Annotated in this window: 25 protein-coding genes; 13 read left to right on the plus strand and 12 right to left on the minus strand. The window is 49.2% G+C overall.

The features are described from left to right. Positions 1-24: 24 nt before the first annotated feature. A complete protein-coding gene (locus MHM89_RS03870) occupies positions 25-363 on the plus strand; it encodes a DUF1232 domain-containing protein (RefSeq protein ID WP_130146169.1) in 339 nt (112 codons plus the stop codon). Here MHM89_RS03870 and MHM89_RS03875 read toward each other — a convergent pair. Both MHM89_RS03875 and MHM89_RS03880 read right to left on the minus strand, forming a co-directional pair. Then, positions 360-3,206, minus strand: coding sequence for an FAD-binding and (Fe-S)-binding domain-containing protein (locus MHM89_RS03875; protein ID WP_239408127.1), 2,847 nt, complete (start codon positions 3,204-3,206; stop codon positions 360-362). The genes MHM89_RS03870 and MHM89_RS03875 overlap by 4 nt on opposite strands. Positions 3,207-3,423: 217 nt before the next feature. Then, complete coding sequence (locus MHM89_RS03880) at positions 3,424-3,807, minus strand: hypothetical protein (protein ID WP_239408128.1); 384 nt, start codon at positions 3,805-3,807, stop codon at positions 3,424-3,426. Between the two features lie 428 nt (positions 3,808-4,235). Between MHM89_RS03880 and MHM89_RS03885 the strand changes: the two genes are divergently transcribed. The 6 genes from MHM89_RS03885 (at position 4,236) to MHM89_RS03910 (ending at position 10,755) form a co-directional block, all read left to right on the plus strand. Further along, positions 4,236-6,056 (plus strand): glycoside hydrolase family 3 protein, encoded by a 1,821-nt coding sequence (locus MHM89_RS03885; protein ID WP_239408129.1) that lies wholly within the window; start codon positions 4,236-4,238, stop codon positions 6,054-6,056. Between the two features lie 31 nt (positions 6,057-6,087). After that, positions 6,088-6,882 carry a putative hydro-lyase gene (locus tag MHM89_RS03890; protein ID WP_239408130.1) on the plus strand — a complete coding sequence of 265 codons (795 nt, stop codon included), beginning with the start codon at positions 6,088-6,090 and terminating at the stop codon, positions 6,880-6,882. An 8-nt stretch (positions 6,883-6,890) separates the two neighbouring features. Beyond that, on the plus strand, positions 6,891-7,619 hold the full coding sequence (locus tag MHM89_RS03895; protein ID WP_239408131.1) for a 5-oxoprolinase subunit PxpA: 729 nt from the start codon (positions 6,891-6,893) through the stop codon (positions 7,617-7,619). Between the two features lie 41 nt (positions 7,620-7,660). Beyond that, complete coding sequence (locus tag MHM89_RS03900) at positions 7,661-8,479, plus strand: glutamate cyclase domain-containing protein (protein ID WP_239408132.1); 819 nt, start codon at positions 7,661-7,663, stop codon at positions 8,477-8,479. After that, complete coding sequence (locus tag MHM89_RS03905; protein WP_045980096.1) at positions 8,476-9,333, plus strand: D-amino acid aminotransferase; 858 nt, start codon at positions 8,476-8,478, stop codon at positions 9,331-9,333. The genes MHM89_RS03900 and MHM89_RS03905 overlap by 4 nt, the downstream gene beginning before the upstream one ends. A gap of 201 nt (positions 9,334-9,534) precedes the next feature. Beyond that, positions 9,535-10,755 carry an MFS transporter gene (locus MHM89_RS03910; RefSeq protein ID WP_138509146.1) on the plus strand — a complete coding sequence of 407 codons (1,221 nt, stop codon included), beginning with the start codon at positions 9,535-9,537 and terminating at the stop codon, positions 10,753-10,755. Between the two features lie 3 nt (positions 10,756-10,758). On the opposite strand, the gene MHM89_RS03915 is transcribed toward MHM89_RS03910, so the two are convergent. Next, complete coding sequence (locus MHM89_RS03915) at positions 10,759-11,430, minus strand: FadR/GntR family transcriptional regulator (RefSeq protein ID WP_239384350.1); 672 nt, start codon at positions 11,428-11,430, stop codon at positions 10,759-10,761. A gap of 246 nt (positions 11,431-11,676) precedes the next feature. Between MHM89_RS03915 and MHM89_RS03920 the strand changes: the two genes are divergently transcribed. After that, positions 11,677-13,149 (plus strand): dipeptidase, encoded by a 1,473-nt coding sequence (locus MHM89_RS03920; protein ID WP_239408481.1) that lies wholly within the window; start codon positions 11,677-11,679, stop codon positions 13,147-13,149. A gap of 200 nt (positions 13,150-13,349) precedes the next feature. Continuing rightward, the gene (locus MHM89_RS03925; RefSeq protein ID WP_022945468.1) at positions 13,350-14,222 is read left to right on the plus strand and encodes a LysR family transcriptional regulator; all 873 of its coding nucleotides are present in this window, start codon (positions 13,350-13,352) and stop codon (positions 14,220-14,222) included. 144 nt (positions 14,223-14,366) lie between these two features. Here MHM89_RS03925 and MHM89_RS03930 read toward each other — a convergent pair whose 3' ends face one another. Then, positions 14,367-14,621, minus strand: coding sequence for a hypothetical protein (locus MHM89_RS03930; RefSeq protein ID WP_052698265.1), 255 nt, complete (start codon positions 14,619-14,621; stop codon positions 14,367-14,369). Between the two features lie 213 nt (positions 14,622-14,834). Further along, positions 14,835-15,440, minus strand: a complete 606-nt coding sequence (locus MHM89_RS03935) for a DUF2306 domain-containing protein (protein ID WP_239408133.1) — start codon at positions 15,438-15,440, stop codon at positions 14,835-14,837. Positions 15,441-15,806: 366 nt separating this feature from the next. On the opposite strand from MHM89_RS03935, the gene MHM89_RS03940 reads away from it, so the two are divergent. Continuing rightward, complete coding sequence (locus MHM89_RS03940; RefSeq protein ID WP_022945464.1) at positions 15,807-16,292, plus strand: hypothetical protein; 486 nt, start codon at positions 15,807-15,809, stop codon at positions 16,290-16,292. Positions 16,293-16,429: 137 nt separating this feature from the next. Here MHM89_RS03940 and MHM89_RS03945 read toward each other — a convergent pair whose 3' ends face one another. The 3 genes from MHM89_RS03945 to MHM89_RS03955 form a co-directional block, all read right to left on the minus strand. Continuing rightward, positions 16,430-16,807 carry a hypothetical protein gene (locus tag MHM89_RS03945; protein WP_138548150.1) on the minus strand — a complete coding sequence of 126 codons (378 nt, stop codon included), beginning with the start codon at positions 16,805-16,807 and terminating at the stop codon, positions 16,430-16,432. Further along, positions 16,807-17,115, minus strand: coding sequence for a hypothetical protein (locus tag MHM89_RS03950; RefSeq protein ID WP_022944819.1), 309 nt, complete (start codon positions 17,113-17,115; stop codon positions 16,807-16,809). Before MHM89_RS03950 ends, MHM89_RS03945 begins: the two co-directional genes overlap by 1 nt. Before the next feature lie 169 nt (positions 17,116-17,284). Beyond that, positions 17,285-18,076 (minus strand): alpha/beta hydrolase-fold protein, encoded by a 792-nt coding sequence (locus MHM89_RS03955; protein WP_239408134.1) that lies wholly within the window; start codon positions 18,074-18,076, stop codon positions 17,285-17,287. Positions 18,077-18,662: 586 nt separating this feature from the next. Here MHM89_RS03955 and MHM89_RS03960 point away from each other — a divergent pair. From MHM89_RS03960 to MHM89_RS03970, 3 genes are all read left to right on the plus strand, one after another. Then, on the plus strand, positions 18,663-18,977 hold the full coding sequence (locus MHM89_RS03960) for a hypothetical protein (protein ID WP_239408135.1): 315 nt from the start codon (positions 18,663-18,665) through the stop codon (positions 18,975-18,977). A 108-nt stretch (positions 18,978-19,085) separates the two neighbouring features. Further along, positions 19,086-19,544 carry a nuclear transport factor 2 family protein gene (locus MHM89_RS03965; RefSeq protein ID WP_239408136.1) on the plus strand — a complete coding sequence of 153 codons (459 nt, stop codon included), beginning with the start codon at positions 19,086-19,088 and terminating at the stop codon, positions 19,542-19,544. 125 nt (positions 19,545-19,669) lie between these two features. Further along, on the plus strand, positions 19,670-20,254 hold the full coding sequence (locus MHM89_RS03970; RefSeq protein ID WP_239408137.1) for a DJ-1/PfpI family protein: 585 nt from the start codon (positions 19,670-19,672) through the stop codon (positions 20,252-20,254). A 145-nt stretch (positions 20,255-20,399) separates the two neighbouring features. Here the strand turns inward: MHM89_RS03970 and MHM89_RS03975 are convergent, their stop codons facing one another. The 4 genes from MHM89_RS03975 to MHM89_RS03990 form a co-directional block, all read right to left on the minus strand. Beyond that, positions 20,400-21,359 carry a hypothetical protein gene (locus MHM89_RS03975; protein WP_239408138.1) on the minus strand — a complete coding sequence of 320 codons (960 nt, stop codon included), beginning with the start codon at positions 21,357-21,359 and terminating at the stop codon, positions 20,400-20,402. A 219-nt stretch (positions 21,360-21,578) separates the two neighbouring features. Next, complete coding sequence (gene katG / locus MHM89_RS03980) at positions 21,579-23,789, minus strand: catalase/peroxidase HPI (protein WP_239408139.1); 2,211 nt, start codon at positions 23,787-23,789, stop codon at positions 21,579-21,581. Positions 23,790-23,973: 184 nt separating this feature from the next. Continuing rightward, the gene (locus MHM89_RS03985; RefSeq protein WP_239408140.1) at positions 23,974-25,539 is read right to left on the minus strand and encodes a sugar porter family MFS transporter; all 1,566 of its coding nucleotides are present in this window, start codon (positions 25,537-25,539) and stop codon (positions 23,974-23,976) included. After that, the gene (locus tag MHM89_RS03990; RefSeq protein WP_239408141.1) at positions 25,536-26,540 is read right to left on the minus strand and encodes a LacI family DNA-binding transcriptional regulator; all 1,005 of its coding nucleotides are present in this window, start codon (positions 26,538-26,540) and stop codon (positions 25,536-25,538) included. The genes MHM89_RS03985 and MHM89_RS03990 overlap by 4 nt, the downstream gene beginning before the upstream one ends. Positions 26,541-26,558 lie beyond the last annotated feature (18 nt).

A 26,558-nucleotide genomic window follows, 5' to 3' on the forward strand; every position in this document is an offset into this window, starting at 1 on the left:
TGTCATTAACAACAGGAGTGACTTATGCACAGCAAACCCAATTTAAATCACCGAAGTGCCTATCCACGCTGGCTACTCATCGGCATTCGCGCCTTGCTCGCAAAGCTGCTAACCCTCTATTTCGCATGGCATTCACCAAAATGCACCGCTACGTATAAATTAGCGTTAATCGCCGCATTGGCGTATCTGCTTTTTCCCTATGATTTAATCCATGACTTGGCCACAAGTTTTGGTTACGCCGACGACGGCACCTTTATGGGCGCGGCGATCATGACGTTTTCATCATGCATTGATGCGCGAGTAAAAAGCCTAGCCAAACGCAAAGCACAGGCCATGGTCTATGTCCCCAAGGGTAAGCGTTAACTGCGTGCCTGCGCTTGCTCATTTAAGCGCAGCAAAAGCGACGTAAACACCATACCACTGTGTGCTTTAAGGCCAATTTCACAGGTGCGACTGTTGCTGTAACCGCTTTTGCAGCCAGGGGGCTGCGAGTCTGTGAGATGACGCAAAGCATGGCTGTTAAGCTCAGGATGCGTGAACCCTTTATCACCGGCAAAACCACAACAACTAATATCGGTGGTACTGACTTTCTCACTCAATGCATTTGCCAGCGCCAACATGGCCTTGCCTCCGTCGAGGTGTTGCGAGCTACAGGTGACATGTAACCAGATAGGCTCGGCACTGGGGGTAATGTGCAGATGTGGCAGCAGGTACTGCTGCGCAAAGGTAATACTATCAAGCGGCGCGATGTCGCCGTCACTAGCGCTGTGCAAGGCACAGGGGCTGGCATCCATGACCACTGGCCAACGCCCGTTGTCACTGAGCTCGGCCATAACCTGCTGAAGCTGTTGCTGCTTATACTGGGCTTGGTGCACCGCGCCTCGACTGTGAAACGCCATACCACAACACAATTGCCCTAGTTGTTTGGGCACAATAACCGTAAAGCCTGCTTTGGCACATAATTGTTGCAGTGTATGTTGCACACTGTGCTCGCCATCGTTGGCAAAAACCCGATTTGCACAACTAGGAATGTACACCACGTTACGCTCCCCGGACTTACTGTGGCTCTGTGCAGGGGTTGGCTGCTCCTGCCCTTGCGGCCAGGCGCTGAAATAGAGAGGGGTGCCAAAACGCTGATGCAACCACTGGGTGCTGGTGTGCAGCTGCGTCTCGCCCACTACATGGGCCAGTTTTTTCATGCTACTGAGGCCAACGCGGGCAAGCTGCGTACTACCCTGAAAATGCTGCGCGCTGAATTGGGCAATGCGATTAGCCAAACGCGACTGCGCAAACCCCTGTTGGCGTAACGATTTCACATAGGCACCGGTGTCTATGCCAACAGGGCAACGCGTTGCACATAATCCGGTCGCGGCGCAGCTGCTATCGACTAAGTGCTGAAAGCGGCTTTGAACGGCCCCTAAACGCTGCCGTAAACGAGGGCTTGGGCTGGTGCTACTGGCTAATTGCGCCTTAAGCTCTTGTTGATGACGACTCAAACTAATACGTTGGCGCGGCGTTAATGTGTAACCTTGCGATGGGCAAACAGGCTCGCAAAAGCCGCACTCGATACAGCTATCAATAATGTCATCGGTCGCTGGCAGAGCCTTAACATGCTGCACGTGCGCACGCGGGTCGCTGTTGATGATCACCCCAGGGTTAAAAATCCCCTTGGGATCAAACAGCTGTTTGATCTTTTTCATGACTCCATAGCCATCATCTCCCCACTCTAGGGCCACAAAGGGGGCCATGTTTCGTCCCGTCCCATGCTCGGCTTTCAGCGAACCATTGAGTTCAACGGCCACCAACTGCGCCACCTCGGCCATAAACCGTTCGTAGCGCGCCACCTGTTCATCGTTATCAAAGCGCTGGGTAAATACAAAATGAAGGTTACCGGCTAAAGCATGACCAAAGATAATGGCTTCTTGGTAATCGTGCTTGGCAAACAAGGCATGCAACGCCTTAATGCCGCGTGCCAAATCGCTGAGCGCAAAGGCGACATCTTCAATAATCACTGTGGTGCCTACCTCCCGCACCGCCCCCACCGCTGGGAAGGTGCCCTTACGCACGTTCCACAGCGCCTGTGCCCGCTCGCTATCACTGCTAAGAGCATATTGATGAATAATATCGCCTTGATAACGTTCGAGTAAGGCACTGACAGTGGCGCTGGTGGCCTGTAATTCAGACTCGTCAGCGCCGGCAATTTCAATCAACAGCGCGGTGGCCTGCGCCGGAAAATCAACAACCTCGTTGGGCATAATGGCCTGTTCGCGCACCGACATCAGCGCGCGTTTATCGAGCATTTCCACCGCCTCTACGGGGTAGCGACTGAGCTGCTCGATAAAATCGCAGGTACTGTCTATTGTCGCAAAGGTAAACAGCCCGGTGTGTTTATGCGCACTGTAGGGAACGGTGTGGTAGGTAATATTGGCAATGAATCCAAGGGTGCCTTCGGAGCCGATCAGCAAATGCTTGATAATATCGATGCCATCTTGGTAATCGACAAGCGCATTCAGGCCATATCCTGTGGTGTTTTTCAGTCGGTATTTATGTTCAATGCGCGTGCGCAGCGCCTGGTTTGCCCGCACTTGCTCGCCGAGGTGCTCAAGTGCCTGTACGAACTCGCCGTGACTGCGACGAAATTGCTCACAAGAGTGTGCATCTGCGGTGTTCAGCTCAGTGCCGTCGGCCAATATAATGTGCATGTCCTTAAGCGTGTGGTAGCTGTTATGCTTAACACCACAGCACATGCCCGAGGCATTATTTGCGGCAATACCTCCCACTTTACAGCTGTTGATCGAAGCCGGATCAGGGCCTATTTTACGGCCAAATGGTGCCAGCAGCTGATTGACCTTAGCACCGATAAGCGCCGGTGATAGCGTTATCCAATCACCGTTGCTACCGATTTCATAATCCTGCCATTGGTCACTAAGCACCACCAATACACTGTCGCTAATCGCCTGCCCCGAGAGGCTGGTGCCAGCAGCACGGAAGGTTAACGCAACCCCAAAGCGCTGGGCTAGGGTAATTAACTGTTGCACCTGCGCGCGGTGATGTACCCGTACCACACACTCGGGGGTAAGGCGGTAAAAACTGGCGTCGGTGCCCAAGGCATAACGCAAAGCATAATCTGTGATCACCTGCTCGCAGGATAAGGTTTCACGGGCTGCCTCAATGAAGGCTTCCATGGCGGCGCGGTACTCTGACATAATGACGGTCACTAATAGCGGGCGATGTGCCTTAGCATAGCTTGGAATAAAATATTATTAAATCCCTTAAGGTAGATAGTTTTGCACCTAAGCAACCAGTGCCCTGTCGCTAACTATTGTGACCAAGTATTTGGTGTGGCTAGCCAATTAAAAGCAATAGCGGGGAATCGAACCAATTCTGTGCTGGTAAATTTAGCCTAATTTAACTGGGAGTGTATTATTTACCGCACGAATCAATAAAATCTTGTGGCTCAATAACAACTTCTAGTTCATGATTCTCAACTTTTTTATCTATGGCATCACGATTTAAGGTAATTGTACATCCGTTACTATTTGTCGCCTCAACTTGAGATAAGTCTTGGTCTATTTTGGTCTTTACTAATGATGACTGCTCATAGTGCCAAAGCTCATTTTCTTGCGATTTAATAGGTTGTAACTCTAAGATCTGAGTACCATATTCATTAGAAAAAGTAAGCTTTACATGAATTCCTTCACTCGTGTTGTTTTTTATACTGCCCCAGTAAACACTAGAACAACCACTAACAAAAATAATAACCGCTGCAAGTAATGAACATTTAAAAACAATATTTATATTACCCATGTAATTTGAGGGCTCCATATTAGTCGTTTGATATCCATTTCAACAGCAACCGAGTCTGTGACTCTTTGATATGCACTTTGTGGCCTTTTGTTAATGTCATAATACCCCATTAAAGTTTCACGGGCAGCCTCAATGAAGGCTTCCATGGCGGCGCGGTACTCTGACATAATGACGGTCACTAATAGCGGGCGACGTGCCTTAGCATAGCTTGGAATAAAATATTATTAAATCCCTTAAGGTAGATAGTTTTACGCCTAAGCAACTGAGATCAGTACATGTTAAGGTCAGTCCGTCTAAAGTGGTTGTTTTTTTACCACTACACACTATAGAATCGTGAATAGTTTATTCCAAAATCAGTCTCGGAGCGAGCCGTGTTTTTTCGCCAGATAGCCAAGGCACTAAGCCTTGCCATAGTAGGATATGCCGTTATGAGTGCCCCAAGTTTTGCCGCTACCCAGCTCACCTTAAAGCAGCAAATTGGCCAAAAGCTAATGTTAGACTTTCGCTATTATTGCGGTGATAGCACTGCCAGTGAGCGCTGTCGCACCCCGATGACCAAGCTGCCAGAGGCTCTTGCCGATGCCATTAGCACGCACCACATTGGTGGCGTGATCCTATTTGCCGAGAACATCGACAACACCGAGCAAATTGTCGCGCTGAACCGCGACTTACAACAAGCGGCGCTGGCCTCCTCATTAGCGGCCCCTTTGTTTATTAGTGTGGACCAAGAAGGGGGGCGCGTTGCTCGTATTCCCCGTCATCTTGGTACGGCGATGACTGGTAATATGTCCATCGGTGCGACCTATGCAAAGCATGGCAGTGATTATGCCAGCGCCAGTGCCAAAGTGATTGCTAAAGAGCTTCGGGCAGTTGGTTTTAACGTTAATTACGCGCCCACCTTAGATGTCAATATGAATCCTAACAACCCGGTGATCAATGTGCGCTCCTTTGGTGAAGACCCGGCCCGAGTCGCTGAGCTTGGCGGCGCTCAGGTTGACGCCTATCAACACCAACAGGTCATTGCCGCGTTAAAGCACTTTCCGGGTCATGGCGATACCAATGTCGATAGCCACACAGGTTTGCCCAAGGTCATGCATAGCAAAGAGCAGGTCATGGCCCAAGATATTGCCCCGTTTAGGGCGGTAATTGAGGCCGGCCATGCCCCGGGCATGATTATGACCGCACACATTCAATACCCGGCGCTCGACAGCAGCACCTTTGTCAGTAAACAGGGGCAAACAATGGTTAAACCGGCTACCATGTCGCGGGCCATTATGACCTCACTGCTGCGTGAGGAGCTGGGTTATCAGGGTGTCACCATCACCGATGCGTTAGATATGGCGGGTATCAGTGACTTTTTTACCCCCGAGGACGCGCTCATTAACACCTTCAAGGCCGGTGTCGATATTGCGCTTATGCCCATTGCTATTCGCAATGAACAAGATATTGCCGAGCTTAATAAACTCATTGATGCCGTAGCCCATGCCATTGAGCGCGGCGAGTTAGAGCGCGGCGAATTTGCGCAATCAGCGCAGCGGGTTATGGCTTTGAAAGCCGACTATCAATTGTTGCCAGCGCACTTTGACAATCACCTGCTACAAACCGAGCTAGCGGCGATGACCTTAGGCAACGCCAGTCATCGGGCCATTGAAGCCGAGCTGGCCAGCGCCGCTATCACCGATATCAAAGCTGGACAGCGGGCCACCACCTTAATTAAACAAGCGCGCAAAGTGGCGCTCATTATGCCCGATACCCGCAAGTGTATGGCGTTGCAGCAAGCTCTGGATCACCTCAGCGAACAGCACCGAGTGTTTCACTGCATTAGTTTGCAAGGCCACGACCCTGAGCAAGCATACCTGGATATCAATGACGCCGATGTAGTCATCGCGGCGAATGCCAGCCCACCACAAAGTGCCGTCGAAATAGGCGGCATGGACGATGTTTCAGCCTTAGCGCAGTTTGCGCTGAATCGTCAGCAGCAACCCGATGCGCTGGAATCGTTATTACAACACGCGCAGCAAAGCGACACTCCGGTGATATTTGTCAGCTTGCGAGCCCCTTATGACATTACTCAATTTGGCGCCTACGCGCAGGCCGTGTTGGCAACCTATGCGTATAATATTGATGTTGATGATGGCGAAACCGTACAAGGCCCAGCCTTTACTGCATTGGCCAAGGTACTCTTAGGACTGCGGCAGGCCCCTGGAGAACTGCCGGTTACTATAGCGCCGACCAAGGTTCTGCGCTAGGGTGGGGATAAACACGATATAAGATACTGTTATGGACGCAAACGCCTCTTTAAAAACACCTGCGGACATCCGCCGGTTGATACGCGATGGTCATTATTCAGGGCATACCTCTGGGTTTGCCCCCGGTTATGTGCAAGCAAATGTGGTGATCTTACCTAAAAAATATGCCTATGATTTTTTGGGCTTTTGTCAAAATAACCCACGCGCCTGTCCGTTACTCGGTCACACTGAAGCCGGCGCCACCGAGCTACCGCGTTTAGCGCAGGATCTGGACATTCGCACCGACATTCCCAAATATCGGGTGTATGAGCTAGGACAAAAGGTCAGTGAGCAAACCGAAATTACCTCGCTGTGGCGCAAGGACTTAGTGACCTTTCTGATCGGCTGCTCATTTTCTTTTGAAGAGGCGTTATTGGCCGATGGCATTGAAGTGCGTAATATCACCGAAAACTGCAATGTTCCCATGTATGTGACTAATCAAGCCTGTCACCGCAGCGGCGTGTTTGGCGGCAACATGGTGGTGAGTATGCGGCCCATGACCCCTAAAGATGCCATTCGCGCCATTCAAATATGCAGCCGCTTTCCTAGTGTGCATGGCGCACCGGTGCATTTTGGCGATCCTCAGGCCATTGGCATTAACGATATTAATCGGCCCAACTTTGGTGATGCGGTGAGTATAAAGCCAGGCGAGGTGCCGGTTTTCTGGCCATGTGGGGTGACGCCGCAGGTGGCCATTGCCACTGCTCGCCCGGATTTTTGCATCACCCACAGCCCCGGGCATATGCTGATTTTAGATATTAAAAACACCGCACTATCGAGCTTTTAGGAGTGTTTATGCTATTGAATTGCGACTTAGGTGAAAGCTTTGGCAACTGGCGTATGGGTGAGGATGCCTTAGCCATGCCTCACATTGACTTAGCCAATATCGCCTGCGGCTTTCATGGCGGCGATCCTCAGGTAATGGCCCGCACCTTAGCACTGGCCAAACACCATCAGGTAAGTATTGGCGCACACCCCAGCTACCCTGACCGCCAAGGCTTTGGACGACGCTCCATGGCGCTCAGTGCCGACGAACTATGTAGCGATTTACATTATCAAATCGCCGCTTTAGAGGGCATGGCCAGGGTGCAAGGGTTAACGCTGCGCTATGTGAAGCCGCATGGCGCCTTATACAACGACATGATGCGTGATAACGCTATTCTCGCTACCGTGATGCAGGCCATCGCCGACTATCCGAGCGAGTTGCAGCTGATGTTGCTGGCCACCGGGCAGCGCCAACAACATGAATTAATGGCGCAGCAGCACGGCCTGTCATTATTATTTGAAGCCTTTGCCGACCGCCGCTACACCGATCAAGGCACCCTTACCCCACGCTCACAATCAGGCAGTGTGTTGGATAAGCAAGCTATGCTTGAGCAAGTTCAATTATTGGTGGCCGAGGCCAAAGTCATCACCGACAGTGGCCAAAGCCTCACGCTCAATGCCGATACCTTGTGTGTTCATGGCGATAATCTCGAAGCCGTCAATGCCATCAAAGAGATCCGTGCACTGTGTGCCCGCTAACACCGCAACTACAACTCAGTCGACACATTGAAGATTGCCTGGTGGCGCAGAATTTGCGCGGCATGGCGCTGGTACAAAAGGCGCTGCAACCCGGCTATGTCTATCGCGCCGCTAAGCAGTTATTTGCGGCCCAAGAGCAAATTTTAATTGCTACAGGCTTCCCCGTAGCGGGGACCTTTGAAACCGATGGCCCGGTCGGCGCAATGGCGCTATATCAGGCGCTAACCACACTCGGCAAAGAAGTTAAATTAATCTGCGCAGATCCGCTATACAGGAAGATCGCCGAGGATTATAACTGTATGCCGCTGCCTTTAAATGATGTCGTAGGCGCTCATCAACAAGCCCAGGCCTACTACCACCATCACCGGGTCAGCTGTGTGCTCGCCATTGAGCGTCCTGGGCTCAACGCGCAAGGACGCTACACCAATATGCGCGGTGAAGATATTAGCTCCGGCTGCGCCAGCTTTGACCCCTATATGACGTTGGCCCCTTGTCCAACCTTGGCCATTGGCGATGGCGGCAATGAAATTGGCATGGGTAAGGTAAGCGAAGCCCTTGAACAACTCGCAATTACCCCCAGTGTCACCAGTTGTGATGAGTTGGTTGTGGCCGACGTGTCGAACTGGGGCGCATATGGCTTAATTGCTTTTCTGGGGTTGTGGCAGCAACAAGACCTGTTAGGTGATATTGATAGCCCGGCGTTATTGCGCTACTGCAGCGAGCTTGGCAGTGTCGATGGCGTCACTTTACGCAATGAGCTGACCGAAGACAGTCTCGATGCCAGCCACGGCCAAGGTATCATCAACCAATTACGACAGTTAACGGGCTTTTTGCCCCAAGAGAATGAGGAAACCCCATGAGCCTTGTGTATTTAAATGGCGATTACATGCCACCAGAGCAGGCTAAAATCTCACCGATGGATCGCGGTTTTTTATTTGGTGACGGCATTTATGAGGTGGTGCCCGCCTACCACGGTAAGATGCTCGGGTTTGATGCCCATATCCAACGCATGCAATCGGGGTTAGCGGCCATTGATATTGAGCTTGACTACACGGCGCAGCAATGGCGGCAAATCTGTGACACCTTGATTGCCAAGAACCCGGGCCCAAACCAAGGTATCTATCTGCATGTTAGCCGTGGGGCCGATAGCAAACGCAACCACGCCTACCCGCAAGGTATCACGCCCACGGTTTTCGCCTTTTGTTTTGAGCTGCCCGGCGAGCCGGTTTGCGATCCGGAGTTAGCCACCAGCTACCATGTTTCCCTCGAGCAAGATAAACGTTGGCAACGCTGTAACATTAAGTCCACCGCCCTGCTTGGCAATGTGATGCATTATCAAAGCGGCGCGGCGGCAGGTAACAAAGAGACCATCTTATTCAATAGTGATGAGCAGATTACCGAAGCAAGCTCCAGCAATGTGTTTATCGTCAAAGATGGCGTGATCAGCACCCCGCCGTTAGATCACCAGATTCTGCCTGGGATCACCCGCTGGCTGATCCTCACCATTTTAGCCGAGCACAGCGACTTTGCCGTGCAACAACGCGTGATCAGCAAAGCGGAATTACTTAACGCCGATGAAGTATGGATCACCTCGGCAACCAAAGAAGTCGGTCCGGTGGTTAAAGTCGCCGATCAAGTCATTGGCAGCGGCCAACCCGGCCCGGTATGGCAACAAGTGCAAAGCCTGTTTAGCCAACATAAGTTCGACTACTAACAACAACCCCTTATAGCGCCGGTGTGAGGCTGGCGCTGCATTCGAATTCAGGGTACAAACCTAAGCTCAGCCCTTGCTTGAGGGTGCCACTTTAAATTATCATACAAATAGGCGTCGTACAGTCTCAGACTCAATCTCTCTCCTGTTTTTCTGTCTCCATTGGCGCCGATAATCACAACCAATTACTACAAAAGGGTTCTTATGCACCACCTTGATAGTCAGGGCCGCCAACCTATTGGCGTTATTTTACTCGTGTTGGCCTTGGGGACCTTTATTTTAGGTCTGACTGAATTTTCGATGATGCCCATGTTACCTTTGATCAGTGAGACCTTTGCGGTAACCCCCGGGCAAAGTGGCTATGCCATTAGCGCCTATGCCATCGGCGTCGTGATTGGCGCACCGGTGTTTATGCTCGTGTGCGCAAACATGAATAAGCGAAACGCGCTGGCCATATTCGTTGCCATTATGTTTGTTGCCAATGGCCTCAGCGCAATGGCACAAACGCTGGAGCAGCTCGTGCTATTTCGGTTGTTAAGCGGCCTCCCTCATGGCGCATATTTTGGTACTGCGCTGTTGCTGGCGGCTCAGCTGGCCCCCGCTCATCGCCGCGCAAGCTTTATGGCTAAGGTATTTATGGGGCTGACCATCGCCACTATTGTCGGTGTGCCGCTCGTTACCTTAATAGGCCAATCACTCTCATGGCGCTATTGTTTAGCTCTGGTGGCCCTACTGGCCTTAATCGCTTTTGTGCTGGTGTTATGGCTGGTGCCAAACCAAGCCAACAAAGAGCACACTCATTTAGGCGATCAGTTAGAGGTGCTTAAGAATCCACTTGTTTGGTCTATTCTCGGAATTATTATCATAGGTTTTGGTGGCGTCTTTTGTATTTATACCTATATCGCCGACACCATTTTACAGGTTACGCAAAGCGCTGCCGTCACCATTTCCATCGCTATGGTGATGTTCGGTATAGGTTGTACCTTAGGCAATTATGTACTGGGTAAAGCCGCCGACCACTCTGCGCTTATCACCACAGGTGCAGCGCTGCTTGGCGCGACCTTGTTTGCGTTGCTGTATGTTAATGTAGCCACAAATATTTATCTGCTGTGTGGGGTGATCTTCTTTATTGGCTTTAGTGTTGGTTTAGGCACGGTGATCCAGTCGCTGCTTATGCAGGTCTCGCCGCAAGGCCATGCCATGATTGGGGCGCTGGTGCAATGTGCCTTTAATACTGCCAATGCAATCGGTCCGTGGGCTGGGGGCATGGCCCTTACTTATGGTCTACAGATGAACGAAACAGGCTATGTCAGTGCAAGTTTGTTTGCCGGTGGCTTGGTGATGTGGGCGCTGAGCGTAGTGTTACTGCGACGTAAAGCTGCGGCACCTGTAGATTACCAACAATATGCGACTCGACGCCTGTAAACGTTACCTGTTAACTTGTTCAATTAATGCAATCGCCTCTTCAATCATACTCACCGATAAAGCCCTTGCCTTGTCGACTTCGCCATTTGCAACGGCAAGGAAGAGGTTTTTGTGCGCCTCAACAACCATATGCGTGTCGCCCTTAATCGGTGTAGTGTAACGAACACTGACATTAAGTGCGGTACTGGTAAAGTCTCTGAGCTGACGAAGAAAGCGGTTGCCACTTGCGTTAAGTAACTCTAGGTGAAAATCTATATCGTAGCGATGAAAGTTACTGTCGCAATCCACAGAGGCTGCCATGTTTTTCCAAGCGTGTTCTATTTTAGCGATAGACTCACTATCAGCACGCTGAGCCGCTAAAGCTGCGGCTTGTGGCTCAATAGCGAGCCTCATTTCCAAGAACTCCTTGAGTATCGATAACGAAGGGTTGCTGTCTAGCATCCAAGTAAGAACCTGCGGGTCGTAAAGATTCCAGTTATCAGCGTCTTCTATGCGTATTCCTTGGCGTGGACGAGAAGAGATTATTCCTTTTGCCGCCAGCATTTTTACTGCTTCACGTACGGCTGTACGACTAATATTGTATTGCTCACATAATTTAGCTTCAGTAGGCAAAGCGTGGGCGCTATTGTAGTGTCCAGATATTATTGCTTTTCCCAGTTCATCGGCTAATTGCATGGACAAACTGGTCTTTCTTAGTGGTGCCATAAATTGAAATGTTACTTATAACTAGTTAAATAAGAGTGTGTGAGATATACCCACGATACAGGTGTTAAGTGTTTAAGTGTACTTGCTTTTGCGCCTTTTGTTTTTTAACTTCAACTCAGTATATTACTGGTTCATATTTTCACTAAAGGTTACCATATACTTCAAAACCTTATCTTAACGGGATCTGCTTTGAAGTCATCACTTTTCGCTGCCGCATTGGCACTGCTAAGCCACGCGAGTTTAAGTCACGCCACCCCCACTTACCACGACGCACTGGCACAGTACGCTGTCGATGAATACCAAGACGCACAAATTCACACTCTCGCGAATATGGTGTCGTTCGCTACGGTTAATACAAGTGCATATAAAACACCTGATAACCCTGAGTTTATTGGCTTCAAACACCTTTTGAAAATGAAGGCTGCACAGCTCGGCTTGGATTACCAAGATTTAGGCTACACCGTGCTTATTGGCATGGGTGAGCAGCAGGACAAGGTGACTATAGTGACCCATGGCGATGTGCAACCAGCCGATGCAACAAAGTGGGCCAAAAGCCCGTTTGTGCTCGATAGCACAACCGAGCCGGGCAAACTAATCGCCCGGGGTACCGAGGACGACAAAGGCGCAATCGCCACCGCGTTGTATGCCATGAAAGCCATTAAAGACCAGGGCATACAATTAGATAATCGCATTGAACTGATGATTTATTTGGCTGAAGAGTCCGACTGGCAACCGCTACGCACCTTTATGCAAAGCTATCAGCAGCCTAAATATGCGGTGACCATTGATGCCAGTTACCCTGTGGTGGTAGCCGAAAAAGGCTGGAGCCTAGTGGCCCCCACTTTTAGCGGTACTTATCAGGGCTCACAGATGTATGTCAGTGAGTTAACAGGAGGCGCGTTTGTAAGCCAAATTCCTGAAGATGCCAGCGTGCGTGTGCACAATGCCAGTGCCGAAGTGATAGCTACGCTGCGTGCCAATGCGGCAAAGCTCAGTGACGTTGAGGTTCAAATTGAAGAGCTGGCCGATAATGAAGTGTTAGTGCGCGTCAAAGGCACCTCAGCGCATTCGTCGGAGCCCGAGTCTGGAGTCAATGCCATTGCCCACTTAGGCGCGGTGTTTAATGATCTGGAGCTGGCAACCAATGCCGATGGCCAAGCCTTGCTGTTTATTAATGAGCTTATTGGCTTAGATCTCTATGGCAAGCAGTTTGGCGACATTGCCTATAGCCATGACTTTATGGGCCCAATGACGGTAGCACCGACCTTAATTGAACGCCAAAACGACACGCTCACTCTCTCGGTAAACTTACGTCGGCCAGAGGGCAAGCCTGAGTCGCAGCTGCGTACAGAAATTAACAGCGCTTTGACCAGATGGCAGCGTCATCACCAAGTTGAGCTGGCAGCGGTTGATATCGAAATTGGCACCCCTATGCTATTGGATGACGCTCCGCACGCCGACGCCCTGCTAAATATTTTCAAACACTACACAGGCGATAAGCAGGCGGAGTTTGTCTCCATTGGCGGTGGCACCAATGCCAAGCTGTTTGATAACGCCGTGTCTTTCGGCCCATCCATGCCTGGCAAAGCCTATACCGGTCACTCCGAGCATGAGTTTATGACCCCTGAGCAGCTACGTCTCAACCTCAAAATGTACACCGCCATGATGGTGACCTTAGGTAATATGTAGTGCTTCAATGGCAGCCGTTATGGATGACGGCTGCTTGAATGCCAGGTGCACAATAACGATTCGCGCTGCACCGAGTTAGTGCAGCAAGCACATTTTAATTAAGCAATAGCAAAGGCTGCGTGCGCTATACCCTAGTTTAAACACAAGTGTATAGTTGGTTTATAAATTGCTTCTTCTCTATTTTACTCAAAAAAATACTTATGCAGACACCCATTAGAGGACTTCGCGCATTCTGTTTCGCAGCTCGCTGCTTGAGCTTCAAACAAGCGGCTGAGCAACTCTACCTCACCCCCTCGGCTGTCAGTCACCAAATAAAACAACTCGAGCAGCAGCTTGGCTTCGCACTTTTTCAGCGCCGTACCCGGGCAATAATACTGACCAACGAAGGTAAAAACTTCTTCGATGCCATAGAGCCTATTATCACTGATCTTGAGCAGACTATTCGCACCTTTAGTCACAAAGATAATAACGTCACCATTAGCATTGCCTTGCCAGAGTTTTTCGCCAGCGAGCTATTGATGCCAGTGCTCAGTGAATGGACTTCACAGCATCCCGATGTCAATTTAGAGGTCGACACTTTGCGCACCCGCACACAAAAAGTGCGCAGCACCGATTTATCAATTGTTCTCTCGCATGACACTCCGGTCAGTGGCATTGCCACTGAATTATTTGCGTTGGAATATATTCCCGCTTGTAACCGCACTACCTACGAGCAGTGGCAACATAATAGCGAGCAGGCATTAAGTGAGCTGCCACTAATCGTCCATCAGTCGCGACCTTGGTCTTGGCATCAATGGGCTGAATACCATTATGCAGGGGATTTCGCGCCCAAGCAGATCATTCAACTTGATAGTATGTTTGGGGTTGCCCGCGCAGCACAGCAAGGAATGGGGGTGGCGTTAATCCCCATGCCGATTAGCCGCACTTGGTTTAATGAAGGATTACTATGGCCATTGGTCAACAAGCCCTTATGGACCAAGGATAAATACTATTTAGTTGAGCATGAAGTGGCTGAACCTGACTCACCCCTGGCTGATTTTACCCAGTGGGTGATCAATACCTATAAACAGTAACGCGATAAGTCCTCTGGTATCGACAACCAAAGTAGCGTGTTATATCAATAAGTGAGCTGCTAACACTGTTAAGCCATCGCTTAAAAAAACGGGTGCATATTGTGTCAGCAAGCTCGCCTAAAACTTCAATTTATCTTGATAAGATTAAACAACAGCATGGCCTATGGTGATATTGATGGTGTTCCCAGCAAAGGCCCACACGCCCAACAGGTAGCCGAAGTGATACATATTGCCATTGTTATTCGTTTCGTAGATGCTGACACCATCTTTAAATAAACTGACAATGAAAAACACAGGCATTAATAAACCATGCCACAGCCCAGATAAAAATCCGGCTTGCGAGGCATCCTCTGCTTTGTATTTTGATTGAAATCCTGGCATTGATAGCGCATAACTCATCGTTTACATCTTCCTTATTATTGTTGTTATCTCAAAGCGGCTCTTACATCAAAAGCAACAACCTTTCGCTTTGTCCTGATATTATTACTTTTACCAAACCTGAGTGATGCTTCCAACGACAGAGTTGTTACAAACTTTGTAAGTGTGTCTGTGCTGTACACAAGATGAGATTGATGCCTTGGATAGGTCAATTAGGGTTGAGAATTTTTGATTTTATCTGGGCGCAGGATGGCGATTGAATAGCCAATCCGCTATGAGAAGATTGGGGACCCAGCTTAACCAGGCAAGTAGCGGATAGAAATCAGTAAAAGGTATGCCTAACGCCATAAACGCCCCCAGATAAATGCGCAAGGTGACAGCAGAGAAAGTGACAGAGAAGTTGCGTATCATCCAACGTCGATGAGCATCAAAATCCTTTTTCATAACACAGAAAAAGGCCATGAACCCAGTGATTAACCACACCAAAGCTGAACCAGTAAACCCAACGATAGACACTAAACCACCAAACGCAGTTTGTGCCAATGCCAAGCCAGCGAGCCCACCTAGCAGCACACCGACTAGTAGATAAACACGGCCAAACCAACGGTGCGCCTGCGGATAACGCGAACGCAGAGTAGACAAAAATTGCCACGGACCCAGCGCTAAAGCCGTTAGCGAGCCAAACACATGCACATAAATAGCCAGTTGATGTTGGTTAAACACCACTTGCATATCGGGGTGCACCAACGAGCCGAGAGGCAAAAAGCTGTAAGCGTATAACGCATAACCAGCTACACCTAATGAACAAAGTAACAACGCCCACCAGCTTAAAGTTTTCACGGTTGTATCTGCCTCAATTGCAAAAAAGTCAGCGCTTAACAGATACCGCGTCAAGCTAGGGTCAAAGCATAGTCCTTAATTTAGGTAAAAACCACCATGCTGATAATTGCTATTTTCAACATTTTTAGCAGGCAATAAAATCCAGACGCGACCATCTAGACAACGGCGATAACCTAGTCAGGGGCTAATTAATTGATTGTATTTATATTATTAGCTTCGCATAGACGGCCAGCTGCACGATGAACTCACGGATTCATCTATAGATAAATTTTTTTCATTTAACGGTGCGATTTATATCGTTTGTAGAGTAAAAGCTTTAAACCTACAGTTAATACCGAAGCAAACACACAACCCGAGGATAGCACCGTGAAAACGCTCAAATTAGCTCTAGCCATTACGACAGCCACATTTTTAACTAGCAGTTACGCCGCTGACTACAAATTAGCCGTCATCGATGACAATGACACATCAAAAGCAGTACTTGCAGGGCAATACGACCAGGTAATTAACTTAGGTAATGTCACTGAGTTAGATCAGCAAGCTGCATTCGAGAAGTCGGTGAACCAGTGTGCTGCGCACATCCAAGTAGGTAAGGCAGACGAAGCGCTTTCAATGTGTAGCCTCGCGATTGAACTGATCAGTGAGATAGATGTAAATGCCAATAAGCGTCGCGAGCTTACTGCTTACGCCTATGGCAACCGTGGCATCGCCCACTCTTTGAAAAACGAATACCAGGCCGCGCTGGACGATTTCAGCGCCGCATATAAAACAAAGCGCAATACCATTACCCGTGCAAATCTAAAAACGGCGCAATCAAGCCTCAAGCAATTGCAAGGCCATGTAGCACCGTAAGACCCTTCTCATAGTGTGTTGTTCCTGCTCAAAGGAACCCCCAAAAGCGTCCATCTGGGCGCTTTTTTATATTATCAGCCCCGCTCTAAATACTAATAATATTCGCGGACAACTTCACGCAAACCATAGCGTGTAGCCTACCCACTTTTACGGCTGCGCGGGCCGCCGAGCACAATAGCCAGCTGACATAAGCACACACTGAGAAACGCGCTGACCCCGAGGGCGCCGCCATAACCGTGTAAATGCGGCACCAAGTAATGAAATAGCAATGCAAACAACACGGCCGCACTGGTTAAGGTGTAGTAGCCAAAGCGCGCTGGGGTACTCATCCCCACAAAGGTGCCGCCAAAGAAAACCACTGAATACAGCTCTGCATGGGTGCTCATCAATGAAAACAGCGCATACGCAATAAGAGACAACAAACTAGAGGCACGTAGCGCGTTGAAGTAACGCAGCTTGGAAAGGAAATAGGTGGCAAACGCAGCAGTCACCGCAATAACAATAGTGAGCACCATTAACCTACCCCTCCTTGCACTAACATAAATAGCGCCACACTGACAAAGGCCACGCTTCCGAGTTTACCGCCGAAGCCAGTAAAAAGATTCATCGTCAACGCGTACAACGTTGTGCCAATAAAGGCGATAACGGCTAGTTGCCAGTAACCCGAAATGAGCTCAGCTGAACACATACCCGCAAAGCTCCCAGCATACACAGCGGCATTGGGGTGGCCTGCAAAGCGTTTCGGAAAGGGAATAACGGAGCCTATTAACCCAGTTGCAGCGGCAGCGGGAACGAGCGGCACAGCCCAATGGCTATGTAACATAAAGCAGCTTAAACAGCCCGATAGAAAAGCAAGGTACTTAACAACAAAAAACAACCACAGCGCCCTTGGATAAAATAAGGTGGGATATTATGCCACAGCTTAATGTTTACCTCGACATCAGCTCAGTGAGCGAGCCCCCACCGCACGGGAGAGCAGCGATGAGCAAGCACTAGTGTACTTTCTGCCCTTGTTGGTATTGATTGAGCCCGGTGAGCGCATTATACAAACCTGCCGTCATGGTTAGATCATGGGGGGTGTCTGTAAACTCTTCTAATTGCAAAATTAAATCAACAGAGCGATTGCGAGCAATGGTGTTGGTAAAGCCGCTATACACACTTTTCATTTCCCCCGCCTCATTGCCGATGTTGAGGTATAAAAAGCTCGGGGTGGTTATTCCAGAAATCACATATTGTTCGGCTCGCTTAGCCGTGGCTCTCGTTGACCACCACAGCGCCGGACTAAAAGCGAGATGAGCTTGAAACAACGTTGGCCGTGAATGAAACGCATGGATCACAAACAGCCCTGCAATGGAGTGACCGGCAAGGGTGTTGTAGCCACTGGTTCGGTACTGACTGTTCACCTCAGGTATTAACTCACTCTCAAGATATTCAATAAAGGCCGGTGCACCGCCACCCTCGCCGACGGGCCCTCGCGGGTCGGTGTTGACTGTCGGGGCAAAGTCGTGCAGCCGATTGGCAGGCTCAATCCCCACCACGATATGCTCACGCGCCCCTTGAGATACCGCCAACCGGGCCAGCATGCTTGCCACAAGCTGCGCGTTGAGCTTGCCATCTAATACGTAAATAACAGGATAATCTTTTGTCTGTTCGCTGCTATAGGAGGCGGGAAGGATCACCTTGATTTCGGGCTTAGCACTGAGAGTGTGGCCCTGTTCAGACCGTGTTTGTGCATGACTAGAGAAAGAAAATACCCATAATAGTGCCCAGAGTAACGTCTTCAAAATATTAATTCCCTTTAAATTAAGATCTTAACTTACACTGCCAGAGCCGGAACTTTTAAGCAAACGCAATATAGCGGCAAACTCAAACAACACCGACACAGCGATGTGTACCAAAGCAGGAGCAAACGCTTGATAGCTGATTGATCATCCAGGCGGATGTTAAAGCGCATTTTTATATCAAAATAAATACGTTGCGCTTATGCTTTTAAGAGCGTTAAAGAGGCAGTCCCTGTCATTTAGAGCTTTGGTTCTATCCCACAAAGCGAATGCTCCGCTGACGCGTTTCTGCCCCATAATGAGTAACGTAATTGCTCTAAAGGTCTGTTTTGAGCGAAAAGCTGACGTTCATCATTCCGCCTAGATTACTGTTTATATATCCATAATCCTTGAGTTTCTCCCATAGTCAGGGAAACGACCCTTTGGGTGGTTTTGTCGTGTCTACGTGTAGAGCAATGTAGTGAAACTTCAACGCTGGTAAGTACTTCCTTAATTTGCTATCAATGGTCGTAGGACAAAAACGAGGCTGGTTGCGGCAGAAAAACGACCCACTCGCTCAATATTAAATTGTTATGTGTTTGGAGAAAATGTGAAGCACTTTAGTACTTTAGTTGTAGTGATATTTCTTATTGCAGGGTGTAAGTCTACTTTTAAACCAAAGTTAAATAGTGCTGAAAAATACACTTACAAGAGTTTAAAAAAGCAGTTTAAAGGTGACCCAATGCAAAAATATGTTGATATCTTTTTCATCAAAAGCTGTGAAGATTTGTGGACTTACACTCAGCAAGAAAAAATTACGATAACATCAATTGAAGGGACCGATATATTTATCGAAACACCTGAAAAAAGGACGATGAAAATGAATATAAACAATTTAGATTGTTCAAGCTTACTCAACACATAACAAGCGCATCAAAAATGACGTCTTGCACTTGCTCGCGCTCATTCTTCGCTAATTTTAACCAAGCTTAATCCGCATATTATGCGGGCGTTATATCTTTTGGAGGAAACCATGAAAATAATAAGAAAACTTGTGTTGGCTCTATCGTTATTCTCTGGGTCGGTTTCAGCTCAGGTGGATCCGGCTTTTGAACCAGTTATGGCGCTATTTTCCGCAATGTCGGAAATTGACCACTCAGGTATGAGGGCGGCGGTAACAGATAAATTCAAACTCCTTGAAAACGGAGAAGTTTGGGGTATTGATGAGCTTGTCGCTGTTGTCGCTCCAAGTGAATACAAGAGAGAAAATTTCTTTAGTCTAATCTCTTCTGATGTGAGAGAAGATATCGCGCTTATAAATTACTGGAATAAAGCCGTATTTTCGTCAAAAAAATCCACGCAGAATGTTGCGTGGCTAGAAAGTGTGGTGGTAGTCAAGGACAACGGAAGCTGGCGTCTGCAGCAGATGCATTCTACGCATGTTAACGAGGAAAAGATTCCGGATTCTGTAGCATTTACCGAAATGCGCTAAAACATAACAAGCCAAGTAAACGCGACAATTTTAAGCTGGCTCCCGTCGCTTCGCTCTTCAGGGTCTGCCGCACATCGCGCTGCAGCCTCTAAACACAACGTTATGACAAGGGGGACATAATTCAGGTGAACGTAGGAATTTACATCTATGATCAGGCCGAGGTTTTAGATTTTTCAGGACCATTCGAGGTATTTTCAACGGCTTCACGAGTTTGCAAGAATGACAACCCTTTTGACGTTTTCTTGGTCAGCGAAAGCGGTAATACGATTAGCGCCCGAGCTGGTTACAGGGTAATGTCAAACTATGGGTTTAATGACCATCCTATGATTGATGTTCTAATCGTTGCAGGTGGTGTTCACTCCAATGAAATAGGCAAGTCCCAGGTGATGGAATGGATCTCCCAACAATCGACAAACGCATCCATCACGGCCTCTGTTTGCACTGGAGCGTTTTTGCTAGCTAAAGCAAAAGTACTGAAAGAGCATAAAGTCACGACTCACTGGGAAGATATGGCTAATCTAAGGAGCGAGTTTCCCCAGCTGAACGTTATCGAAAATGTGCGATGGGTCGATGAAGGAAATATCATTACTTCAGGTGGTATCTCGGCAGGAATTGACATGAGTCTACATTTGGTAAGTAGGTTGCACAGCAATGACTTGGCCGAAAAAACTGCAAGGCAGATGGATTTTTCATGGACAAAGAACTCATAGCTAAGCTAGTCACGGCGACGTCTACCACGTTGCGTAGCCACGCGTGCTTAGCGGCGTTGCCACCGTCCACTTCTAGCACCCAGCTGACCGTCAGGCCAGCCAGTGTGCCAATATAAACTTTAATCTTCTGGGTCACTACGCATAGCTACGGGCAGTCATTATTCAGGCCTTGCGTGATGGCTTTGCTGTAACTGGCAGCCGTGGGAATGGCACCATCACAGGCGGCTTTATTGCTGAGTACGGCGTCATACTTCCATATAAAGCCACCGGTAAGACCCTGCTCACTCACTGCAGCGAAGGATTGGCAGAACGCGCTAGGACACAGCTCTGGATTGGAGTCGCTGGCCCCTTTTACCGCCAAGCCAGCGACCAGGTAAGCGCCGCCCTGCCCTTCACCGACAACGGCCGAAAGCGCATCTAGCCAAGGTTGTAAGCGCTCAAGGTTACCAAGGCCACCGGAATAACATTGTAGATTCCACCAACTAACGCGGTAGCCCTTATCCCACAAGGTTTGCATATACCCTTGCCACAACGAGGGTTGTTGGTAAGGGCAAAAGGTAACCTGATAGCCTAGATCAAACAGGATTTCGGCAAACTCAGTAATGGTACTTGCTTTCACCATCTCTTCATTATCGAAATCAACGCCATCAATTAGGCACTCGCCATCGACCGTAAAGGCCTCTCGTAATGTTTTAAAGTTAGCTTTAATTTGCTCGCGCATGCCATTTTCCAACATATACTCAATAGCTTGAAAATCGCATACTCCCCAACCGCCGATAGAAATAAAGATCTTTTCTACCTTGGAGCCATGTTGTTTTAGCTGCGCCAACTTACTAGGCCAAGCGGCTATGTCAGCGTCGTTATTGGGGTTAAAGGTGTCGCCATCGGTGATGCGGATATTGCCATCATTGAACACCAACTCCCCCCAGGATTGGCCGGGCACGGCTTGGCAGTTACTGTTATTTAAATCACCCGCGCGGCCAATATGCATGGCCCATAGAATAAGTGTGGTAAAGCCGCTGTGCTGCGCGTCGCCAATGCATTCGTTGGTGATCCCTGGGCCAAAATCACCACTGCAATAGGCGGCAAGATTAATCGTACTCATAATAAACACTCCTTTTGGTTAGGGTGAGGTAGCCACCATGGCATGTGCTCTCTTACTGTCGCCATGATGCTACTGTGTCATTACTATGAGGCTAGCTTTGCGGCGCGAGTGGCGCTGTGAGGTGTTAGCAGCTGTAACAAAGTCAATGTCTCGCAGTGCAATTCCTGCGGCCATAAAAAAGGCCACTCAACAGTGGCCTTGGTGGGTAACATCACAATTTTATTTTAGGTCAAAGCGATCCGCTGTCATCACCTTGGTCCAAGCGGCCACAAAGTCTTCAACAAACTTTTTCTCGGCATCTTGAGACGCATACACTTCAGCGATGGCACGTAGCTCTGAGTTAGAGCCGAAGATCAAATCAACCGGTGTCGCCGTCCACTTTAACTCGCCGCTTTGACGGTCGTGGCCTTGGTAGATACCTTGCTGTTTATCTGACTTGCTCCATTTCGTTGACATATCCAGCAAGTTGACAAAGAAGTCATTGCTTAATGTGCCTGGTTGGTCAGTAAACACGCCATGATCCATGCCTTTATAGTTGGCATCCAGGGTACGCATACCGCCCAGTAGCGCCGTCATTTCCGGCACACTCAAGTTCAACAGATTGGCACGCTCAACCAGCATACCGGTAGGCGATTTCCAACCACTGTCGTAGTAGTTACGAAACGCATCAGCGGTTGGCTCAAGTACCGCAAACGACTCAACGTCAGTGTACTCTGGCGAAGCATCCATACGTCCTGGTTTAAACGGCACCGTAATGTCATGGCCCGCGTCTTTGGCTGCTTTTTCAATGGCCGCAGCGCCCCCTAAGACGATAAGGTCCGCTAATGAAACCTGTTTGTCGCCGCCTTGGCGATTAAAGTCTTGCTGAATGTCGCCCAGTACCTTTAATACTTTAGCCACTTCTTCAGGGTTGTTCACCGGCCAATCTTTCTGCGGCGCTAAACGTAGGCGTGCACCATTAGCTCCGCCGCGCATATCGCTGCCACGGAAGCTAGACGCTGATGCCCATGCCACACGAACAAGCTCTGGCACGGTCAATCCTGAATCTAGGATCTGTTCTTTAAGTGTACTGATGTCTTGCTCAGTGACCAGCTCATGGTCAACCTCTGGAATATAATCTTGCCAGATTAAGATTTCCTCAGGAACTTCGTCGCCGAGGTAACGAGCACGCGGACCTAAGTCACGGTGATTTAGCTTAAACCAAGCTTTTGCGAATGCCAGCTCGTATTGATCTGGATTGGCGCGAAAACGCTCAGCAATTTTGCGAAACTCAGGGTCTTTTTTCAGCGCGATGTCGGTAGTAAACATAATCGGCGCATGGCGTTTACCTTTAACATGGGCATCTGGCACTAAGTTCTTCGCCGACTCATTGGTCGGGATCCACTGTGTGGCACCGGCCGGGCTTTTGGTTTGCTTCCACTCGAAATTAAATAAGTTATCGAGGTAGTTCATGCTCCACTGCGTTGGGGTCACTGTCCACGCACCTTCAAGGCCACTGGTGATAGTGTCTTCAGCGTTACCTTTGCCACATTTGTTTTTCCAACCAAAACCTTGGTCTTCTAACTCAGCCGCTGCTGGCTCTGCGCCCACGCAATCAGGTTTTTTCGCACCGTGAGCTTTACCAAAGGTGTGACCACCAGCAATAAGTGCCACAATTTCCTCATCATTCATCGCCATACGACCAAAGGACATGCGAATATCGCGCGCTGCGAGCAAGGGATCGGGTTTGCCATGTGGACCTTCAGGGTTGACATAAATAAGCCCCATTTCAACAGCAGCAAGTGGGCCTTTGAGCTTACCTTTTTTGTCACGGCGCTCGTCGGTCAGCATTTTGCCCTCTGGGCCCCAGTAAACCATATCTGGCTCCCAGTCATCTTCACGACCACCGGCATAACCAAAGGTTTTAAAGCCCATATCTTCTAGGGCAACATTTCCGGTCAGGGCCATTAAATCAGCCCAAGAGATATTGCGACCGTATTTTTGTTTAATCGGCCACAATAAGCGACGCGCTTTATCCAAGTTGGCGTTATCTGGCCAGCTGTTAAGTGGGTCAAAGCGCTGCTGCCCGCCACCTGCGCCACCGCGACCATCAAATACACGGTAGGTTCCAGCCGCGTGCCAGGCCATACGAATGAAAAAAGGTCCATAGTGACCATAATCTGCTGGCCACCAATCTTGCGAGTCTGTTAGTACCGCACGAATGTCGGCTTTAACGGCGTCAAGGTCGAGGCTTTCAAAGCCCTCAGCGTAGTCAAATTCTTCACCATAAGGGTGTGACTCCACGCCATGAGCTCGAAGGGGGCTTAAATCAAGCTGCTCAGGCCACCAAAACTGATTTGATTTCGGCTCGCTGGCATAAGCCTGCATAGATACGACTGATGACACTGCCATGGCAATGGCAGTCGCCAAAGGAATTGCTTTGTTGCGCATAATCTTCGCTCCTAATGGGAGGGTTGTTAATCGAGAGTAAATATAGACCAGTTTTCCAATCTATTGGAGCGAGAAAAACAGATTGGATTAATCGATAATTTTGATAAGGGTTTTGTTCCAAACTGCTCTACACTAACGCGGCTTTGAACTTTGCCGCGCGGGTGTAGGTGGTAGCGTCGTACACTTAGCTGCGCAAGCTCAGCTCTAACTGCTCTAACGACTTGCCCTTGGTTTCTGGCAGATAACGCCATACTAGCGCTAATGCAATCAATGCAAAAATACCGTAAATGGCAAAAGTCGCCGCTGCCCCGAATTGGCTAAGCTCCCAGGGGAACACCAGTTGCACCGCAAAACTCACTGCGTTATTCACTACAGTGACCGCAGATATGGCAATCGCCCGCACAGTATTCGGGAAAATCTCCGCAAACATCACCCACATCACCGGCCCAAGAGATAACGCAAATGACGCCACAAAGAGGGTGATCCCCAACAGCACCAAGGTGGCATTCATGGTGATCGCTTCACTGAGGATCACACTTTCATGTTTGCGCGCATCTTGGACCCCTAAATGCTGAGTCAACGCTGCTTTAAAGGTAACATCATCGCTGTAAATATGGGCCCGCATAGGACTTAACTGACTGACCACTGTGGCCGGTAGTTGCTGTTGTAGTGCGCGCAGCTTGGTATCGTCAATATGGTAGCTGGCTTGTTTGAAACCCCAACTACACAAGGCCATGCTGACGATAATGCCGCCCAACCCCAAAAGCAGTAGAGGACGTCGGCCAAAACGGTCAATACACAGCATGGCGGCCACCGTAAACACAACATTCACTAAGCCTATCCACAGTGCTTGGGCAAAGGCCGCATTGGTGCCGACGCCACTTTGCTCAAAAATAGTGGGGGCATAAAAGAAAATAACATTGATGCCGGTGATCTGCTGAGCCACAGCCACCAGTAGGCCAATCAATAACACAAAACGCACACGCCGCCCGGCTAACAAACGAATACGTTGCGATAGCGGCGCTACTCTATGCTGCAATGAGGCTCGCATACTGCGTAGTTGCTCATCAATACGTTGCCCACTGAACAGGCGAGCGGCAACACTTTGCGCCTCTTCATGCTGTTGACGCATCAGTAGCCACCGTGGGCTACGGGGAATAAAAAACAACAACAACAACCAACACAGTGCTGGGGCGATTTCCAGCCCGAGCATCCAGCGCCACAAATGCTCATTAATAGCCAGGCTTTGCACCCAGCCAGCCTCGGATTGAGCTAAGTTCAGTAAATAGTAATTGGTAAAATAAGAAACCGAAAAGCCCAACACGATATTCAATTGATTGATCGACACCAGCTTACCGCGATGCTCGGGCAGGCTAATTTCAGCAATATACATGGGCGCAACCATTAATGAGCAAAATGCCATGCCGCCAATAAAGCGGGCCGCAATCAGCATCCAATAACTTTGTGCAAAGGCCGAAGCCAGCGCCGACACTAAATACAATGCGGCAATTACAATCAAGGTTTTGCGCCGACCGATGGCATCGCTAATGGCACCGGCAAAGCAAGTGGCTAATAGCCCGCCAAGCGTTGGCGAGCTCACGACGAATCCTTGCTCCCAACTACTTAAGTGGAAATCGTCAACAATAAAGCCAACCGCACCGGAGATCACCGACGCATCGAAGCCGAAGATAAAGCCTCCCAAAGAAACAACAAGCGTATAAAATAACGCCGGAGGCAGGGTTTTGATCATGGTGCACTCACCAATGAGTCGCGGGCAACCAAAGAAGGCGCAAACAGATTACGAGGCTCGGCGACCCCCCGCTGCTGGTACACATGTGCCAAGACCCAGTGCGCGGCCGCCTCACCCATCAGCCGAATGGGGTTGTCTATGGTGGTTAATTTTGGATACAAGTAACGGGCAAACAACACGTTGTCGAAACCAATAATCGACAGTTGCTCGGGGATCGCGATGCCAAGCTCACGGGCTGCGGTCATCGCCCCAGAGGCCATCTCATCATTGGCGCAAATCAATGCACTGAATTTATGCTTTGCTCTGTAGAGCTGTTCCAGCCCTTGTGCGCCCTCCGCTTCGTGATAGCCGCCCTCAACTAATAGCGCATCGTTAAATGTAATATTGGCCTCAGCCAAAGCACGCTGATGCCCCGCCAAGCGCTCTTTAGCATCGCCTTTGAATAATGGCCCGCTAATATAAGCAATATCCTTATGTCCGGCATCCAATGCCGCTTTGGTAGCCAGGTAACCGCCCAGTTCATTGTCGGTGTAAAAGCAACGCTCGCTAATAGCATCAATTTTGCGGTTAATAAGAATAATTTGTGCATCACCTTTAGCAAGCTCGAGCAAATACTCATCACTGACCGCTTCGGCATGTAAAATGAGGGCGTCACAGCGACGGTCGAGTAAAAATTCAATGGCCTGTTTTTCTTTTTCTTCATCACTGTGGCCGGCGGTGATCACCACATGCTTGCCTGCTTTTCGCAACACATTTTCAACTGTGCTCATCATATCGCCGAAGAACGAACCATGCAGCGCTGACACCAATAGGCCAACGCTGTTGCTGCAATTAGAAGCCAGCGACTGGGCAATGGCATTGGGTTTGTAGCCCAATTCGGTCATGGCTTTAAGCACTTTATCCCGGGTGCGTTCACTGACCCGGACATTGCCGTTCATCACTCTGGAGACGGTGGCCAAAGACACGCCCGCTGCTTTTGAAACTTCGTAAATGGTTGCCATGTTTATTCTTTTAGATTG

It is taken from the genome of Pseudoalteromonas sp. CNC9-20 (genome assembly GCF_022347875.1).
Classification (GTDB): Bacteria; Pseudomonadota; Gammaproteobacteria; order Enterobacterales; family Alteromonadaceae; genus Pseudoalteromonas; species Pseudoalteromonas ruthenica.

Coding starts and splice junctions, on each gene's coding strand:
- MHM89_RS03870 (WP_130146169.1), top strand. CDS start 25: ATGCACAGCAAACCCAATTTAAATCACCGAAGTGCCTATCCACGCTGG.
- MHM89_RS03875 (WP_239408127.1), bottom strand. CDS start 3,206: ATGTCAGAGTACCGCGCCGCCATGGAAGCCTTCATTGAGGCAGCCCGT.
- MHM89_RS03880 (WP_239408128.1), bottom strand. CDS start 3,807: ATGGGTAATATAAATATTGTTTTTAAATGTTCATTACTTGCAGCGGTT.
- MHM89_RS03885 (WP_239408129.1), top strand. CDS start 4,236: ATGAGTGCCCCAAGTTTTGCCGCTACCCAGCTCACCTTAAAGCAGCAA.
- MHM89_RS03890 (WP_239408130.1), top strand. CDS start 6,088: ATGGACGCAAACGCCTCTTTAAAAACACCTGCGGACATCCGCCGGTTG.
- MHM89_RS03895 (WP_239408131.1), top strand. CDS start 6,891: ATGCTATTGAATTGCGACTTAGGTGAAAGCTTTGGCAACTGGCGTATG.
- MHM89_RS03905 (WP_045980096.1), top strand. CDS start 8,476: ATGAGCCTTGTGTATTTAAATGGCGATTACATGCCACCAGAGCAGGCT.
- MHM89_RS03910 (WP_138509146.1), top strand. CDS start 9,535: ATGCACCACCTTGATAGTCAGGGCCGCCAACCTATTGGCGTTATTTTA.
- MHM89_RS03915 (WP_239384350.1), bottom strand. CDS start 11,430: ATGCAATTAGCCGATGAACTGGGAAAAGCAATAATATCTGGACACTAC.
- MHM89_RS03925 (WP_022945468.1), top strand. CDS start 13,350: ATGCAGACACCCATTAGAGGACTTCGCGCATTCTGTTTCGCAGCTCGC.
- MHM89_RS03930 (WP_052698265.1), bottom strand. CDS start 14,621: ATGAGTTATGCGCTATCAATGCCAGGATTTCAATCAAAATACAAAGCA.
- MHM89_RS03945 (WP_138548150.1), bottom strand. CDS start 16,807: ATGGTGCTCACTATTGTTATTGCGGTGACTGCTGCGTTTGCCACCTAT.
- MHM89_RS03950 (WP_022944819.1), bottom strand. CDS start 17,115: ATGTTACATAGCCATTGGGCTGTGCCGCTCGTTCCCGCTGCCGCTGCA.
- MHM89_RS03965 (WP_239408136.1), top strand. CDS start 19,086: ATGAAAATAATAAGAAAACTTGTGTTGGCTCTATCGTTATTCTCTGGG.
- MHM89_RS03975 (WP_239408138.1), bottom strand. CDS start 21,359: ATGAGTACGATTAATCTTGCCGCCTATTGCAGTGGTGATTTTGGCCCA.
- katG (WP_239408139.1), bottom strand. CDS start 23,789: ATGCGCAACAAAGCAATTCCTTTGGCGACTGCCATTGCCATGGCAGTG.
- MHM89_RS03985 (WP_239408140.1), bottom strand. CDS start 25,539: ATGATCAAAACCCTGCCTCCGGCGTTATTTTATACGCTTGTTGTTTCT.
- MHM89_RS03990 (WP_239408141.1), bottom strand. CDS start 26,540: ATGGCAACCATTTACGAAGTTTCAAAAGCAGCGGGCGTGTCTTTGGCC.